14 protein-coding genes and 4 pseudogenes are annotated in these 16,057 nt (G+C 38.8%); 9 read left to right on the top strand and 9 right to left on the bottom strand.

All coding sequences use genetic code 11. The features are described from left to right. Window positions 1-17 precede the first annotated feature (17 nt). The 4 genes from WKK05_RS22210 to WKK05_RS22195 all read right to left on the bottom strand — a co-directional run bounded on the left by WKK05_RS22210 (window position 18) and on the right by WKK05_RS22195 (window position 2,607). Window positions 18-854 (bottom strand): NifU family protein, encoded by an 837-nt coding sequence (locus WKK05_RS22210; RefSeq protein ID WP_341525242.1) that lies wholly within the window; start codon window positions 852-854, stop codon window positions 18-20. Between the two features lie 191 nt (window positions 855-1,045). Continuing rightward, window positions 1,046-1,270: a hypothetical protein gene (locus WKK05_RS22205; protein WP_341525241.1), complete on the bottom strand. Its 225-nt coding sequence runs from the start codon at window positions 1,268-1,270 to the stop codon at window positions 1,046-1,048. An 8-nt stretch (window positions 1,271-1,278) separates the two neighbouring features. Further along, window positions 1,279-1,545 carry a hypothetical protein gene (locus tag WKK05_RS22200; RefSeq protein WP_341525240.1) on the bottom strand — a complete coding sequence of 89 codons (267 nt, stop codon included), beginning with the start codon at window positions 1,543-1,545 and terminating at the stop codon, window positions 1,279-1,281. A gap of 87 nt (window positions 1,546-1,632) precedes the next feature. After that, window positions 1,633-2,607, bottom strand: coding sequence for a hypothetical protein (locus WKK05_RS22195; RefSeq protein ID WP_341525239.1), 975 nt, complete (start codon window positions 2,605-2,607; stop codon window positions 1,633-1,635). A 508-nt stretch (window positions 2,608-3,115) separates the two neighbouring features. On the opposite strand from WKK05_RS22195, the gene WKK05_RS22190 reads away from it, so the two are divergent. From WKK05_RS22190 to WKK05_RS22170, 5 genes and pseudogenes are all read left to right on the top strand, one after another. Continuing rightward, window positions 3,116-3,919, top strand: a complete 804-nt coding sequence (locus tag WKK05_RS22190) for an Rpn family recombination-promoting nuclease/putative transposase (RefSeq protein WP_341525238.1) — start codon at window positions 3,116-3,118, stop codon at window positions 3,917-3,919. A 474-nt stretch (window positions 3,920-4,393) separates the two neighbouring features. Then, the gene (locus WKK05_RS22185) at window positions 4,394-5,356 is read left to right on the top strand and encodes a hydrogenase small subunit (RefSeq protein ID WP_341525237.1); all 963 of its coding nucleotides are present in this window, start codon (window positions 4,394-4,396) and stop codon (window positions 5,354-5,356) included. A gap of 123 nt (window positions 5,357-5,479) precedes the next feature. After that, window positions 5,480-5,989 (top strand): annotated as a pseudogene (locus WKK05_RS22180) (nickel-dependent hydrogenase large subunit); the annotation flags it as partial. A gap of 454 nt (window positions 5,990-6,443) precedes the next feature. After that, entirely contained in the window at window positions 6,444-6,674 is a 231-nt protein-coding gene (locus WKK05_RS22175; protein WP_096534637.1) for a DUF433 domain-containing protein, read from the top strand. Beyond that, window positions 6,671-7,003, top strand: coding sequence for a DUF5615 family PIN-like protein (locus WKK05_RS22170; protein WP_341525236.1), 333 nt, complete (start codon window positions 6,671-6,673; stop codon window positions 7,001-7,003). The genes WKK05_RS22175 and WKK05_RS22170 overlap by 4 nt, the downstream gene beginning before the upstream one ends. A gap of 81 nt (window positions 7,004-7,084) precedes the next feature. Here WKK05_RS22170 and WKK05_RS22165 read toward each other — a convergent pair whose 3' ends face one another. Both WKK05_RS22165 and WKK05_RS22160 read right to left on the bottom strand, forming a co-directional pair. Then, complete coding sequence (locus tag WKK05_RS22165) at window positions 7,085-7,429, bottom strand: hypothetical protein (protein WP_341525235.1); 345 nt, start codon at window positions 7,427-7,429, stop codon at window positions 7,085-7,087. 443 nt (window positions 7,430-7,872) lie between these two features. Next, window positions 7,873-8,826 (bottom strand): annotated as a pseudogene (locus WKK05_RS22160) (IS630 family transposase). Between the two features lie 157 nt (window positions 8,827-8,983). Between WKK05_RS22160 and WKK05_RS22155 the strand changes: the two are divergent. Then, complete coding sequence (locus WKK05_RS22155; RefSeq protein ID WP_341525234.1) at window positions 8,984-9,700, top strand: tetratricopeptide repeat protein; 717 nt, start codon at window positions 8,984-8,986, stop codon at window positions 9,698-9,700. Between the two features lie 53 nt (window positions 9,701-9,753). Here the strand turns inward: WKK05_RS22155 and WKK05_RS22150 are convergent, their stop codons facing one another. Then, entirely contained in the window at window positions 9,754-11,238 is a 1,485-nt protein-coding gene (locus WKK05_RS22150; RefSeq protein ID WP_341525233.1) for a site-specific integrase, read from the bottom strand. Between the two features lie 116 nt (window positions 11,239-11,354). Here WKK05_RS22150 and WKK05_RS22145 point away from each other — a divergent pair. Continuing rightward, window positions 11,355-12,455 (top strand): annotated as a pseudogene (locus WKK05_RS22145) (nickel-dependent hydrogenase large subunit); the annotation flags it as partial. A gap of 88 nt (window positions 12,456-12,543) precedes the next feature. Here the strand turns inward: WKK05_RS22145 and WKK05_RS22140 are convergent. Then, window positions 12,544-14,211 carry a DUF262 domain-containing protein gene (locus WKK05_RS22140; protein ID WP_341525232.1) on the bottom strand — a complete coding sequence of 556 codons (1,668 nt, stop codon included), beginning with the start codon at window positions 14,209-14,211 and terminating at the stop codon, window positions 12,544-12,546. Between the two features lie 201 nt (window positions 14,212-14,412). Between WKK05_RS22140 and WKK05_RS22135 the strand changes: the two are divergent. After that, window positions 14,413-14,673 (top strand): annotated as a pseudogene (locus tag WKK05_RS22135) (type II toxin-antitoxin system Phd/YefM family antitoxin). Between the two features lie 36 nt (window positions 14,674-14,709). Here the strand turns inward: WKK05_RS22135 and WKK05_RS22130 are convergent. Next, complete coding sequence (locus tag WKK05_RS22130; RefSeq protein WP_341525231.1) at window positions 14,710-15,177, bottom strand: OsmC family protein; 468 nt, start codon at window positions 15,175-15,177, stop codon at window positions 14,710-14,712. A gap of 283 nt (window positions 15,178-15,460) precedes the next feature. Here WKK05_RS22130 and WKK05_RS22125 point away from each other — a divergent pair, with 283 nt between their 5' ends. After that, window positions 15,461-15,883: a hypothetical protein gene (locus WKK05_RS22125; protein WP_341525230.1), complete on the top strand. Its 423-nt coding sequence runs from the start codon at window positions 15,461-15,463 to the stop codon at window positions 15,881-15,883. Window positions 15,884-16,057 lie beyond the last annotated feature (174 nt).

Genomic DNA, 16,057 nt, shown 5'->3' with positions numbered 1-16,057 from the left:
TTTAGATTATGGGTGGCTCATTTTTGTAACTGTACAAAAACCTTGTCACCTTTAATCTGTACTGGATATGAATGGAGAGAAATCTCAGGTGTTGTTAAACATTGACCTGTTTCTAGATTATACTCAAAGCCGTGATAAGAACAGGTTATAATACCATTTTCAACCTTACCCTGGTCTAAGGGATAACCTAAGTGAGCGCAAGCGTTACGGTAGCAAGTAACTTTAACACCTTGACTATATAAAATTAGCGAATTATCACCAATTTTTACTATCATTACACCAGATTCGGGTATTTGATCAGTATTCGCCACTTTTAGCCAAGTAGAAGTAATCTGTGAAGAGAATGGACTGGTTAAATTAGAATTGGTGTTCTTGACAGCAGAGTTATTATTGGCCGCAATTACTTTGAGAATTTCAGGACAATGTTTTTTTATTGCCTGTTCGACTCCTTGAGATAAAGTCAGCGTAGAAGCCGGACAACTACTACAAGTTCCTATTAATTTGACTTCTACCGTGTCTGGCGGTTTTATTGCCACTAGTTCTATATCACCATTATGACTTTTTAACGCTGGGCGAACTTCTTCAAGGGCTGTCTGAATACGTTGTGAAAGAGGTAACTTTACTAGTTCGTGATAAAGCAGTACTGCATATACGACTTCATCAGTAGCAGCATGACGCAAAGCTGACATTGATTCTTGTTTGAGGGTTTTAATCAAACGCATAAAAGCTTCTTTATGCAAAGCCTCAATTGACCTTTTTAACCCTACTGCTACGCACCTTTGGCTTTCATCCCAATCGCTTATAATTGCCTCAAAGCGGTTGATTTCTTGAATTAATTCTTCCAGTTGAGTCATTAGTTATTAGTCATTGGTCATTAGTCACTTGTACTGAGCGACTCGTGCCGAGCGGAGCCGACGTAAGTCGTAAAGCCTGCGGCATAGCTACGCTTAGAGCGCAGCCTCTCGTAGAGAAGTATTGGTCATTGCTTATTAGTCATTGGTCATTAGTTAATAATAAAGAACAATGACAAAAAACAACTAACAATTCACTTCATTTTGAAATCTTTGAGGAGAAATGGCATAATTATGCCCGTGGCTAAACTAGATACTGTTATTAGTAAACAAAAGGGAATTTCAACTTGTGCAAGTGACACTAGTAATAAAGAACCTATACTCACAGCGATCGCAGTTTGCTTGATAAAATGTATGGGGTCACGCAGTAGCTTACCTTTAAAAAACAATTTGGCAGAAAACCACCCTATTTCTAACATTATCCCTCCTAATAATTTGTGAGAAAATTCAGTACAACTAGCCCTAAGAGTACAGCGGGAATTACTCCAGCTGGAGCAAATAATGCACCTAGCATTGCTGAAAATTGATAACCTATATCTTTACCAGCTAATAGCATTCCGCCAATAGCACCGCCAACCATAGATAAAACTGTGGCTATGACTAACCACACGAATCCTGTTGCTATGTTTATCTCACCAGCCACTAAGCTGGTAAGAAATGCACTAACATTAGGGTTAGCTAAAATGTCTTTCATCCTATGTTGTTCTCCTAATCAAGGTTAGAATTTAGGAGTGAGAATTTACAGCAAATCTGCTGTGTTTATGAAATTAAACAAATTCACTCACTCATAAATTTTTATTTCAGCTGCAACTTCTTGCAGTGCTTGAGCTACTACTTCTGCTTGCTCTATCTGTTGATGTTGGCTGAAAATTGCTAACGCTTGTTGATAGTAAGTGTACGCTTGCAAAAGATTTTGAGAATTACCTGCTTCTGGTTTTTCTGGATCATCGGGCAAGTTGAACAAGGCGTTAGCTTTGTTAGAAATTGTGTTAGCGTATTCTAGAGGTGTATCTTTGGCGTTACGCACTTTTAGCGCTTCGTCATAAGCTGCGATCGCCCGCAAATTATTCTCTACAGGATGCGAACTTACTAAATATTGCAAAGCATTACCCAAATTGTTTTGCAACATTGCATATTCTCTCGGATGGTCAATCAAATTAATATGCTTCAACGCTACTTCAAATGATTGCACTGCTAACCCTTGACGCAAGTATTCTCGTTCTGATGCCATTGGCATAGAAAGGTAAGCGATCGCAATATTGTTATATAAAATCGCGTACTCCTGCGGGTAATCTTCCCAGGTAAACGTCCGCAACGCCTCATGATAAGCTTGGATGCTATCCGTTATCCGTGCCAAATTAAATGGCACTAGCGATTGCAACACCAGCCCAAAATTCATCTGTGCTTCTGCCGTTTCCTCTGGCGAAGCTAATTGTTGTAAAATCGGCAACGCCTCTTCATAACCCACTTTCGCTTGCAGTAGTAGTTCAGTCCCCACATCCGGTATTGCCTGTAACGTCCCTGCCATCCCCACCTGGGATCGGGCTTTCAACAGGGGAAACTCCTCACCACACATCTCATACGCCCGGTAATATAGGGAAACTGCATTCCGCAAGTCTTGGGCAGTTTTGGGCTTTTTTTGAAAGCCTTGTGCCATCTCGATCAGCATCTGAATTTTTTCTTCTATAGTTGCTGACTCTGATGTAATGGCTGCGATCGCTGCCTTGACGCCTGAATCTGTAATGCTAGGGTTCATAATTAGCGTACTCTAGCCGGTTGGGGAATCGAGTCTGTTAACGCCCACAAAACAACGGACGCGAAAACGCGTTCCATTAGGAGCTATGTATACCAAACCGATTTACGCAGATTTTGAGTCTCCACAAGAGACACCTTTTATTCCCCAATCTCAAATCTTCTCTTCAATGTTCCTTATTAACTGGATATTAGAAACATCAAAGCAGAGAAGCTACAGTTTCAATTGCCAGGTATTTCTACCAGAAATCTAATGCTTGCTCCTTGGAAGTAAAGAATCAATTTTTTTAATATAAAACACCCTAGTTCCAAAATTCTAGGGGGAAATTGCCAATATTAATGTCAGCTTTAAACACCTGATATTTATTAATAATTTTTTGTATCATCAGTTAACACAATCCAAATATTCTTTATTGAATTGTTGACATACATATATGCAGGATTTCCACAGACAGCTTTTGTGACACAGTAAGATGTGTAAAATATACTCATCAATTGTAAAACTAGCTCCCTTGAAAACAGACAGTATTTTTTATCGGATCTTTCAAAGTATCCCCAGCACCTTCTTTGAACTTATTAACCAACCATCGCAACTAGCTAGTGCTTACCAATTTTCCTCAGTAGAAGTTAAACAACTAGCGTTTAGAATCGATGGCGTCTTCCTCCCCAATGCAGCAGAGTTACCTATCTATTTTGCTGAAGTACAATTTCAACCAGATAAAAAGTTCTACTCACGTTTGTTTACCGAAATCTTTAACTATCTCGACAAAACTGAATTAATCAACAACTGGCGTGGTGTTGTTATCTTCCCCAACCGCAGCGTTGATACTGGAGATACCGAAAGATATATTGAATTACTTACCTCACAACGAGTGACTCGCGTCTATCTTGACGAATTAAGCTCAATTGAGGCATCATCAATCGGCATAGAGACAGTTAAACTCATCATCGAACCAGAATCAACTGCACCAACAAAAGCTATAGAGATAGTAAACACCGCCCGACAGCAAATCCCAGATGTCGCTACTCAGAGGGAAATTATACAATTGATAGAGACGATATTAATCTACAAGTTGCCGCGATTGAGCCAAGAGGAGATAGGAAAAATGTTTGAATTAAGTGAATTAAGGCAAACTAGATTTTACCAAGATGTTTTTGCAGAAGGTAAACAAGAAGGTAGACAAGAAGGTAGACAAGAAGGCAAGTTAGAAACTATACCCCAGTTACTAGCGCTGGGTTTAAGTATTGAGCAGATAGCTCAAGCGTTAGGTTTGGAGGAACAAGTTGTTAGGGAAACTGCACAACCAAAATCCTAATTTTGCTGTATTTGACTACTATTGTGGGCGTTTAAAGGAGGCGATGTCTACGATGATGCTCCGCCTACGCAGATTCCTATCCGAGGGCGATCGCCTTTTTCATACACCACCAATAAAGTATAAGATTGTACTTTGTTAAGTGAAAATCCTAAAATTGTTCTTAATAACTCCAGAGTTCTAACAGTAATAAATTAATGAGTCGGGGTTGTTCAAAATCAGCAGTTAAAAGCAGAAATTAATTTTACTTTTACTGTTTTTTTAGTTGTTAAAGTTGTTACAAACATAACAGACATTATCCTTTAAATTGAGTTTGACGGTATTTCGGTTATTGTTAATGATTAATTCTTTTTTAATGAAAGAGAATTAAATAAAAAAATACCTTATGTTTAAAAATAAACATTGAGAAACAGGTGAGACTTTACAAGCTTTGTCACCTACATCATGCATGGTAAACAATAGAAAAATACTTAGCTAATGACTAACGTACTGTGGCTGCAAGGTGGTGCTTGTTCAGGCAACACCATGTCATTTCTTAACGCCGAAGAACCAACAGTTTGCGATCTAATTGCTGACTTTGGCATCAAAATGCTTTGGCATCCATCTTTGGGATTGGAACTAGGCAACAACTTGCAAAGACTGCTGCGGGATTGCATTTCCGGCACAATTCCCTTAGATATCTTGGTATTTGAAGGTAGCGTTGTCAACGCCCCCAGCGGCACAGGCGAATGGAATCGTTTTGCCGATCGCCCCATGAAAGACTGGTTAGCAGACCTCGCCAAAGCTGCTAAATTTATCGTTGCTGTGGGAGACTGTGCCACATGGGGAGGAATTCCCGCCATGTCACCCAACCCCAGCGAATCCGAAGGCTTGCAATTTCTGAAGCGTCAAGAAGGCGGTTTCTTAGGGAAAGATTTTCTCTCACAAGCCGGATTACCTGTAATTAATATACCTGGATGCCCAGCGCATCCCGATTGGATTACGCAGATATTAGTTGCGATCGCCACTGGACGCATAGCTGACATAGCCTTAGACGAACTGCACCGTCCGCAAACCTTCTTCAACACCTATACTCAAACAGGTTGTACTCGTAACGTCCACTTTGCTTACAAAGCATCAACCGCCGAATTTGGTCAGCGTAAAGGATGCCTATTTTACGACTTAGGTTGTCGTGGCCCCATGACTCATTCCTCCTGTAACCGCATCTTATGGAACCGCGTCTCCTCCAAAACCCGCGCTGGGATGCCTTGTTTAGGTTGTACAGAACCAGAATTTCCCTTCTTTGACCTCAAACCCGGAACCGTGTTTAAAACCCAAACAGTTATGGGTGTTCCTAAAGAATTACCGCCAGGAGTGAACAAGAAAGATTACGCCTTACTCACAATGGTTGCCAAAGACGCAGCCCCAGCTTGGGCAGAAGAGGACTTTTTTACAATTTAGTCATTTGTTATTTGTCCGTTGTCATTTGTCTTTTGTAAATAACCTAATGACCAATGACCAGTGACCAGTGACCAATAACCAGTGACCAATGACCAATGACCAATGACTAAGGACTAATGACCAATGACAATTCAATCATTAGATATATCGCCCGTTGGTAGAGTAGAAGGCGATTTAGATGTCCGAGTTGATATTGAAGATGGGCGGGTAGTCAACGCTTGGACTCATGCCGAACTCTTCCGCGGATTTGAAGTTATTCTCCGTGGCAAAGACCCCCAAGCCGGACTAATTGTTACACCTCGTATTTGTGGAATTTGTGGCGGTTCGCACCTGACTTGTGCATCATGGGCATTAGATACAGCTTGGGAAACAGAAGTCCCACGCAATGCAATCTTAGCTAGAAATCTGGGTCAAATTGTCGAAACAATTCAAAGCATACCCCGTTACTTTTATGGTTTGTTTGCTATTGATTTGACCAATAAAAAATACCGCAACAGCCGCCACTATGACGAAGCTGTTAGACGCTTTGCCGCCTTCACAGGCAAATCTTACGAACTAGGCATAACAATTTCCGCTAAACCCGTAGAAATTTATGCATTGTTGGGCGGACAATGGCCCCACAGCAGTTATATGGCAATAAATTGGGGAATTGCTTATAGAGTCAGGGTTTGTCGGGATAGATGCAATCATTCCCTGGCTTTTCCTTAAATCAGACGGTTCTGAGGTGGCATCTAGCAGCAAATCTATTTATTTTTCTCTGCTCAAAGTTATTTAGTTTTGTCAGACATTACCTAATTTTTCCTTAATCCGAGATTGGCGATCGCAGTTAAGGGAAGTACAACTCAAGTAGTTAAGTATAATTATTTTCTTACCTTTGAAGTATAAACCCAATTTATTACCCATATAAATACGCAAATAGTAATATAAAAACTCAAATAATTACATACAAGCTTCAGTATAAAAGTATTTATTTGTTTGGATATTGAGCGATCGCTTTTCTCAAAGATGTTTAACGGTGAAATCATTAAGTTTTTAGCAGAAATACATGGTATCATGAAACAATTTGGCAAAAATGCACTCGCCACCTATGAATTACAGAGACTATATTACAATTGAACCCAATAAACGCGGTGGTAAGCCTTGTGTACGTGGCTTGCGAATTACAGTTTATGAGGTGCTTGAATACCTAGCTTCCGAGATGACCGAAGCAGAAATTCTTGATGATTTTCCCGATCTAACGCGAGAAGATTTAAAAGCTTGTATTGCTTATGCGGCTGACCGTGAACGTCGGCTTATGATTTCTCCATTATCAGCATGAAATTACTGTTTGATGAAAACTTATCCCCTAAATTATCCACTCGTTTGAGCGATCTTTTTCCAGGCTCGCTTCATGTTCGGGATGTAGGCATGAAAGCAACAATAGACCCGATAGTTTGGAATTATGCAAAAGATAATGATTTTATGATCGTCTCAAAAGATGCTGATATGCACGATCTGAGTTTACTGTTTGGAAATCCCCCAAAAGTCATCTGGCTTAGACTTGGAAACTGTTCTACCTTACAAGTTGAAAATTTACTGCGTCGGGAGTTCAGCACGATCAAATTATTTTATGAAGATGAAAATTCATCATTGCTTGCCCTCTCATAATCGCACTCAAAAATTTGAACTGCGTTGAAGTTAGTAATAAGGTGCGTTACATTCCATTAACGCATCCTACAAGAGCGGCAGTTAAACATTGGCTTTTAAAAATCCCTTTTGCAAGGTCGGCTCTAACACATTGTTAGACGGCTTATATTTATAATTGAGTTTGAGTGCATTGCAAAAGCTATTGAGGAGATTTAGCAAAGCATTATAGTAAGCGTAAGCATTGTCTCGTTCATCTTGGAGACGGGCATATAAGGTTAGCTCTGGCTCTAGGGCTAAGTGATCTTTAGGGATATCTAAACCGGCTTCAGTTAACCGCGTTGCCGCGATCGCAACTAGCAATGCTCCAATTGTATTGCACTCACCATTGTGAAGATCCCTGAGTCCAGGCAAGATTATCTCGGCTCCTGGCAACTCATTGAGATTCATAATTGATCCTCCTCCGGCTTCTCTTCAAAACGTTCAATAAATTTCTCAACTCTGCTTCTAAGCATATCAGGGTTAAGAGAGGGGAATCGGATTAATTCAGGTTCAATTGCTTCAAAAGCATTCCATAGTTCATTCAAAGAAAATAATTTCTGTTAATACATATTTTTATTGATTTATTTGTTTGGTAATTGAGCGATCGCTTTAAGTCTTAGAAAGTAAATCAAACGACAAATCCTGATTTTTTAGTTGGTTTTTAATTTTGGTCACGATCGGCATTACTTTAGATACGTTTGCCCTAATAAGCTTTGCGTTTCACCCTCTTCTCACCTTCTCGATAAACCCATTCAGGTATTTGTGGGCTATCAATTCTAACTTTTGCAAAATCGTCATATAACTGATTAATAGATTGCTGCAATTCTTCAGAAATGTTATTATAGCATTTCTTAGTCTAGTGAAGTACAGTAGCAACAATGGGCAAACCAATTATAAATATCATTTAATGTGACTTGACTAAAAGCAGTTTCAATCGCTTTTGCTAAATCTGGATAACTCTTAGAACCAATAGAACGTAATAGATTTTTAATTTTTGACCAACAATTTTCAATAGGGGAAAAATCAGGAGAATATGGTGGTAAATAAATCAACTTAGCTCCAGCGGACTGGATTATCTTTTCAATCTCTGCACCTTTATGAATTGAACAATTGTCGATGATTACATAAGCACCTTCCCAAAGTTTTGGAACTAATTTTTGAGAGATATAAGCCTCAAATGTGAGTCCATCAGTTGCACCTAAAATGCTATATTGGCTAATCACCCCTTTCAGAGCGATGGCACCAATTATAGAGACATTTTTACAACGTTTTTGAGGTCGTGAACCATGCGCCATGAGTACCTTTTTTAGAGCGAGCCGAGTGTCTTATTAAAGATAGATTAGCTCCTGCTTCGTCAATAAATATGAGGTTTTTAGCTGGTATACCCTGAAGTTGGAGCCAGATTGTACTCTTAATGATTGAACTCTTTCAGTTTCTTTTTACGAGGCGTGTAATGTTTTTTTAAGGCTGATTTCCATCTTCTGTAACATTCTATCTACTGTAGAAATACCAATTATGACTCCTGTTTTTTCTGCCAAAATTGAGCGAATTTCTGATAAAGTAGCATCATTATTGGCTTCTACTATTTCTTTGAGAATATTAAATTGTTCAGAGTTGAGTTTTGGTGGTGTTTGTTCCGTCCTGACTTTAGGTGCGATACTACCTGTTTCTCTATACTGTTTTAGTAATTTCTCGATAAAACTTAAAGTTACACAAAATCTTTTGGCTAATTGACGTTGTGATATTCCCCCTTGTAAATATGTATCAAGAATTTTTTGGCGTAAATCGAGGGAATATGCTTTCATTTTTACCTTTCACTAGGATACGCACCTTTATTTGATTAAGTGTACTTCATTAGATAGATAAACGCTATAGGATCGCTGATTCTATTATTAAGCCTCCTTACACGCGCTTCAAAATCAATAAATCTTTCCTTAGCTTTCCTATGTTCAGTGAACATAAATGTACAGGGGTGTCTTATTCGCTCAACTTCCGACGGCACTAGTTAAGGAAATTAGGGCGAAAGTTGCCCGACGTTACATGGATGCCTTCTTGGCTCAACTGCCTATTGAGCCTAAGCCTGTTTTATGGAAGAGGGTACCGAGGGTATCCATCATAGCCAGATCCCATCAAAATTCCATTGACTTACTCTCAGCTACTCTTGGCGACATTGCTGAGCTTCCACGCAACCAGCATCCTGATGTAGCCATGACCCTTAACAACATGGCAACGCTGTGCATCGTTTTGGAAGCCTACACCGATGCTGAGTCTTACTTCCAAGTTGCCCAGAACATTTTGGAAAATGCAGACCCTAACTTTCCTAACTATCCTGTGATGGCTATTATCCTAAAGAACAATCTAGGTAAGCTGTATCAAGGGCAGAAGAAATTTTCTGATGCTGAACGTTCATATAAAGATGCCTTGAACCTTCAGGAAAAGGTAAACCCACGTCATTCTGATATGGCTACTATCCTCAACAACCTAGCTTTACTGTTCATGATTCAGGAGAAGTATCGTGATGCTGAAGACTACTACAAAAGCGTCTTGAGCATCTGGGCAAAAGAGAGCTATCCTGTCGCTAAACTTGACTATCAATATGACTATAAACGTGTCGAGTCTAGATGGTTCAAGAGAAGGGGCTTAAAGGTGATTCCCTTATTTTTGCATTATTATTGGTAAAATTAACCATATATAAGAAAATTTACCTGAAAGCATTGCATTCCTCTGGATTGTTAGACATTCTCTGAGAATTTCAACTTTTCCACTTCAAATTTCAACCTTTCATTCTCCATCCGTAGCGTCAATATTTCATTTTTCTGCAATTCAATTAATGACTTTTGACTAATTACCTCACCAAAGGCTTTTTTCCGGTTTTCAATCCCAAACCATCTTTGATAGGTTTTTGTATGTTCATCAACAGTATGACCTAAGTTGTCTGCTGCGGCTTTGATGGGTATTCCTTGAAGATGCGCTCGAATCGCGCAAGCATGACGCAAATCGTAGGGTTGAAACTCAATTCCGACTTTTTTAAACCATCTGGATATATCTCTCCGCATCCAATTAATATTTTGCACAGATGCAATTTTTGTCACTTTTTTTTCTAAAATCTTTAATGGTTTGGGATTGTGTAAATCAAATAATTCTATCCATTCAGGCACAAAGGGGATAACTTCTCGATATCCAGTTTTTGTATTTTTATTGACTTTCCAAGTATGGTCGATATTTTGGGGAGACATCCACCAATCAATATCTGGTTGCACAAATAGTTCCCTTGGTCTTAACCCAAAGGTTGTCAACATTCCATATACCCAACGCCACATTTCCCAAGTGTCAATTTCATCACAGATGTTTGTATTTTTGCGGTTGAGGGCGAATTTTTCAAATAGGTTAAAAGAACACACTATTTTATCATCGTCGGGGATTTCTCGATGGGCTGGGGTGACATTATCCCGTGTCACGTCAAGTGAAAATCCCAACTCAAAGGTTTTAATAAAAACAGAAGTAACTGCAATCACTTCATTTTTTTTATTTCCCTGAAATGAATTAATAATTTCCTCACAATTATTTTTTGTTGCCAAAGTGTTTAAAGGAAAGTTTCTTTTAATAACAGATATATAGTTAGCAAAAGTATTTTGACTGGTTATAGTTTTCTGACGGGTTTTATAATATTTTTCCTCAAATGTATCTAATAATTCTCCAATGCTTTTTATTTCTTGCTTTTCTCTAGATTTTATTCCTAAATACTTCTCATTCCACTCGAAAGTATGGCGAGCGATTAATTTACCCAACTCGTAACTTTCCTCGATCGCAGTTTTCAGCCCCTCTAAATTTGCTGGTATCCCTAGAGACAAGTCATACTGCTTTTTTTCCTTACCTAAGCTGCAATCGCCTGGTTTTAACGGTAGGGTAGCTCGTAACTGTAGAGAATTGCCAGTTTGTTTAATGCTAACTTTAACTCTATCTCTTTTTAAATTACTATTAGCTTCGACTAACTTCTGCTCAAAAACTGCTTGATACTGTAGTTCTGTTGCTTTAATTTTCGCCATTGTTCCTTTGTAGCTACCGTCTGTGGTGTTGTGCGGCTCAAAATCTGCAAAAATATCGGCGAACAAATCCCTTGAGTCTGCGTTTGCATCCTCATGTGTAGATGGGGGATATGTCTGCGATATGAAATTGTGGCGATCGCAATTACCCTGGTTTTGATTTTGCCCGCTCATTCCCTAAATATTCCCTTATTTATAAGCTGAAATGGTGAAAATAAAATGTTATTGTTGAGCAAAATCACTTTACACAACAAGTTACTCACGAACATTTTTACCATACCACTAGTTGCCACAGCAGTTATATGGTTCCCGGTGGCGTGATGTGCGCCCCCACGTTAACAGACATTACCCGCGCTTGGGCGATTCTAGAATATTTCCGCACTAATTGGTTAGAACCAGTGTGGTTAGGTTGTTCTTTAGAACGCTACGAAGAAATCCAGACTTATGATCAGTTCATGGATTGGCTAGATGAAGACCGAAATCATCGAGATTCCGATTTGGGTTTTTATTGGCGCATGGGTTTAGATATCGGTTTAGATAGATATGGTGCTGGTGTTGGTAAATATGTGACTTGGGGATATTTAGCCCATGAGGACAAATACCAAAAGCCCACCATTGAAGGGCGAAATGCTGCGATGATCATGAAAAGTGGAGTGTACGATAGTTTCACTGACACTCACACCTTGATGGATCAGTCTTTTACCCGCGAGAATACAACTCACTCTTGGTACGATGAGGAAACAGCAGATATTCATCCAAGCGATCGCACAACTAAACCCACTGCCAATAATGCAAAAGACTTTGATAATGCATATTCTTGGGCGAGTGCAGTCCTTCACAAAGACTTTGGACGCTTGGAAGCTGGGCCTTTAGCGCGTCAGTTAGTTGCTGGTGGCAAACATGGCGAATCTTGGCAACACTACGACGGGTTTATTCTCGATGTCTTCAAGCAGATGCGTGGTGCTAATATTCATGTGCGTCAACTTGCACGAGTTCACGAAATTGTCAAGTTATATCGCCAAGCGGAACACTGCTTGCGTGAGTTCAAGCTAAATGATCCTTGGTATATTAAACCAACAGAAAAAGATGGCAAGGGTTGGGGTGCAACGGAAGCTGCGCGGGGTTCCTTGTGTCACTGGGTTGAAGTGGAAGGCGGTAAAATTAAAAACTACCAAGTGATTGCTCCTGGGACTTGGAACATCGGCCCCCGTGATAGTGAAGGTATCCGTGGCCCGATTGAAGAAGCTTTAATTGGAACACCCATTTACGATTCTAGCGACCCGGTGGAAGTTGGTCATGTGGCGCGATCGTTTGATTCTTGTTTAGTGTGTACAGTCCACGCGCATGATGCTAAAACTGGTGAAGAACTAGCGCGTTTTCGGACTGCTTAAGTTTAAACGCAAAGTGGCGCGAAGGTAAGCGCGGAGGTACGCGGACAATTTTATATCGTACCTCTATCTTACTTTTAGATAGTAGTATTTACTCAATGGTTGTTAACTCTTTTTCAAAATCATCAACTAAATTAGATTGTCCTTTTTTGTCTATTTCCTGCATAATGATTCTTTTGGAAATTTCTCGACTAACAACTTTTGCTCTTTCAGAGAAAAACTGCTCATAATCATCGTTCCAAATTCCAAAATTATCTAAATTCTCTATTAAATGAGTTTTCATAGTAGTCTCCAAGTCATGATTTATTACTTGAAATTTAGCCATGTACTTTGAAGGCGCATTTGCCTTAATTTCCCTTTTGTTCAAAAAGTCGTCTACTATGGTGATGTTTAGAATATGGTTGATGTACCAATCTAAATAATCCTGTTTTTTTAAATGTGCTTTTGGAAAAAAGTGATGATAATTTTTGCTATTTGCTTGTTTGAGCCAATAGTTACTGACATTGACGATAGCGTTATCATTAAATGACTTTGGTTGATGATACACATATATACACAATATTGCTTTAATATAACTTCTAGACGTACTAAACCAACCATTATCCTTAATAAATTCTGCTGAAGTATCAATTGACCAGTCATAGCTAGGTAAATCTCCAGCAAGAATTTCATCTATTCTTTTTATATCTTGTGCTAATTTACTTTCTACAGAAGAAGAATAGCGTCCAGATAAAGAACATCTCCAGAAAAAATCCTCTAGATATTTCTGTTTATCATCAGTTGGTTTATCTTTGTGGTGAAAGAAGAAATATGAAAAGGGAATGATTAAGGCATTATATGGAAGTAACTGAGAAACCGGGATACGATAAAAATTTCTGAAATACTCTACACTGCGTTCAATAGAATCTATTGCCTTATCCCAAACATCAATAAAACTATTCTTGTCAAGTTTTAATATGACTTGTCTTTTACACTCCTTAGAAAGAATGATTGAAACGACTTGTAGTACAGTAGCATCTGAGATAGTCTCATAATTGAGGGGCTTGAGATTTTCTATCAACTCTTGAAATTTTTCTGTTAAATCAAAATTTTTCTCATAATCAAATGTTTTAGCAGCCATAATCTCAAATAAAGACAAAGCTTGACCACTAACGTTAATTCTTGTAAAAATCTCTGTGGCTATTTCTATCGGTGCATCCTTGACCTGAATTATTGAATACTGATAGCTTTCAACCCTATTTTTATAAGCTTGAATTTTGTCATGATAGTTCTGAGGATATGCTGCTAAAAGCAAAAAACTCCCTTTGAGTAAATTGAGAATACTAATCAAACTTTTCTCATCTTTACCCTCAATATCAGTAATGGCTATTTGATCGGAATCTTCGGCTTCTAAATCGATGAATATTTGTGAGAAATTATCTGATCTTCCGTCTTCTCTGGTTAAAATAACGCCTTGCAGACTAGCAAATAAGCTAGTTAATCGCTGCTGTCCATCTAAAACGTAATCAACAAACTCACCTGGCTTTGGTTCTGGTAAATCTAGCTTACCAATGTTTTTCACTGAGCGAAGACGTTCATTAGTGCGCCAAAAAATGAATGTGCCAATGGGATAACCTTTGATAATGCTGTCAATAAGAGCAGCAGACTTCTGCATTGTCCAAACGAATTCTCTTTGAAATTGGGGAATTTTAATTTGACCATTTTCAATTTCTCCTACCAAAGTTGAAAATGTTTTGGTTTGAGGTTCTGGTAGTTTCATATCGCACTCCTAGACAAATTTTTTGATTTTGGCCGCTTCATCATAGCCTTCGCAATCAACTATGTCAGCAAGGTGAAGCAAAAAAATAGTATCTAATTGTTTGATGGTTGTACGTATAAACCAAGTGTTGACGAAAAGCGATCGCTTTTGCACCACTATCACCAAAAAACTAAACTTAGTTTACAGATTTAGTTTAATTTTATGGAAACCGTAAATATTCATCAAGCTAAAACGAATCTCTCAAAGCTGCTGTTACGCGTAGAACTTGGAGAAGAAATTATTATTTCTAACCGAGGTATTCCAATAGCCAAGTTGGTTCCGTTTCGCTCCTCATCAAATTGACTTAATAGTTTAGGGCAGGATAAAGGGCGTTTTGTAGTGCCAGATGACTTCAACGCTCCTTTACCAGAAGAAATTTTGGCACTTTTTAGGTTTATCTCACTTGCATCGCTCTCGTCATAGATTCAGACAATTTCGAGTAAAACTTTAACGGGGTTGCTATGGTGCGATCGCCTCAACTATTATCACTGTTTTTACTGAACTTGCAAGGAAACAACTATCGTGTGCTTCCTTGTGCATTGCTTCAACCTGTTCCTCTGTGGGCAAATTATCTTTGATAAACTTTACCTGTGGACGAAGACGGACTTTCGTGATTGCAAGTTTTCCATCCTCATTTTTGTCCATTGTGCCAACTGCTTGATCAATGTAACTTTCAATAACAAACTTATTCTTGGCGGCAATGGAAAGGAACCAAAGCATATGACAGCTTGACAGAGAAGCGACAAAAGCTTCTTCAGGATCGACACAGGCAGGATTAGAATACGGTACAGGCACAATATGTGATGAAGCAGAAGCAGGAACCTCGACTCCTCCATCAAACGTCCAAGTGTGTTCCCGACTGTACCTGTTGTCAATAAATTTTGCTTGGCTGCGTTTCCATTGAATGATTGTAATATACTCAAACATTTTTAACTTTCTAGTACTTCATTTCCTATTTAATACAATTATTAACTAAGTCTTTATACATCTCGTGAATTGCATTAGAGTTTAAACCTGCGTTTTCTACACAAAAATGACGCTCTTAGAACATTTTGGCTTGAAACACGGACAGATGGACTCTAAACTACTTCTTTATCGAGGTTTAACTATTTATTTAACAGTCGTAGCGTAACACACTAAAACTTACAGAAACATTGCGATAGGCTTGCTTTAAAGCACTTCAAAAAACAGAAATTTACACGGTAAGCTTGTGTCTGATTTAGCGCTAGACAAATACCTCCCCCGCCTTCCCGAAACAGCATTGCAAGAGTTTACAGAATGGTGTGTTTTAGAGCAGGCAAAAGCCGCAGGATTTAATTTAACCCCAGATAGAAGTAAGTTAGATAATTTGCCGCCTGCCGATTACATTCCGAAACTTATTGATCAGTTCATGAAAGTTAAACCAGACCCAATTAAAGCTGGTTTAGTAGCAGTAATTGCCGGACAGCAGTCTGACAAACATGGTTTGTCAGGATTGGCAGCTCTAGTTGATTTTGTCTCACTTTATGTCAAGTATTTAATTCCTAAAGATGGTAGTACTCCAGAACAGGCAGATGCAATATTAACTCAAGCATCACAACATCAGTGTGAAAAGCTTGTTGAAATTGGCAAAAAACATGGTGTAGAGTTTTAGTTTTCTGCTGAGGAGCTTAATTCTTCTGAGGCTTTGTCTGTGTCATGAGGCAAAGCCTTTTTGTTAATAATCATCTGACCTAAATGTGAACCAATACGGTTCGGTTAAGGGAAGAGACGCGATAAATCGCCGTCTCTACAAAGGACTGATTATTGTAAAGACGGCGATTTATCG

Origin of the sequence: Nostoc sp. UHCC 0302 (assembly GCF_038096175.1) — a bacterium.
GTDB lineage: Bacteria > Cyanobacteriota > Cyanobacteriia > Cyanobacteriales > Nostocaceae > UHCC-0302.
The sequence above is the reverse complement of the archived record's forward strand: the minus strand, read 5'-3'. Positions and strand labels throughout refer to the sequence as shown.

Coding starts and splice junctions, on each gene's coding strand:
- WKK05_RS22210 (WP_341525242.1), bottom strand. CDS start 854: ATGACTCAACTGGAAGAATTAATTCAAGAAATCAACCGCTTTGAGGCA.
- WKK05_RS22205 (WP_341525241.1), bottom strand. CDS start 1,270: ATGTTAGAAATAGGGTGGTTTTCTGCCAAATTGTTTTTTAAAGGTAAG.
- WKK05_RS22200 (WP_341525240.1), bottom strand. CDS start 1,545: ATGAAAGACATTTTAGCTAACCCTAATGTTAGTGCATTTCTTACCAGC.
- WKK05_RS22195 (WP_341525239.1), bottom strand. CDS start 2,607: ATGAACCCTAGCATTACAGATTCAGGCGTCAAGGCAGCGATCGCAGCC.
- WKK05_RS22185 (WP_341525237.1), top strand. CDS start 4,394: ATGACTAACGTACTGTGGCTGCAAGGTGGTGCTTGTTCAGGCAACACC.
- WKK05_RS22175 (WP_096534637.1), top strand. CDS start 6,444: ATGAATTACAGAGACTATATTACAATTGAACCCAATAAACGCGGTGGT.
- WKK05_RS22170 (WP_341525236.1), top strand. CDS start 6,671: ATGAAATTACTGTTTGATGAAAACTTATCCCCTAAATTATCCACTCGT.
- WKK05_RS22165 (WP_341525235.1), bottom strand. CDS start 7,429: ATGAATCTCAATGAGTTGCCAGGAGCCGAGATAATCTTGCCTGGACTC.
- WKK05_RS22155 (WP_341525234.1), top strand. CDS start 8,984: ATGTACAGGGGTGTCTTATTCGCTCAACTTCCGACGGCACTAGTTAAG.
- WKK05_RS22150 (WP_341525233.1), bottom strand. CDS start 11,238: ATGAGCGGGCAAAATCAAAACCAGGGTAATTGCGATCGCCACAATTTC.
- WKK05_RS22140 (WP_341525232.1), bottom strand. CDS start 14,211: ATGAAACTACCAGAACCTCAAACCAAAACATTTTCAACTTTGGTAGGA.
- WKK05_RS22130 (WP_341525231.1), bottom strand. CDS start 15,177: ATGTTTGAGTATATTACAATCATTCAATGGAAACGCAGCCAAGCAAAA.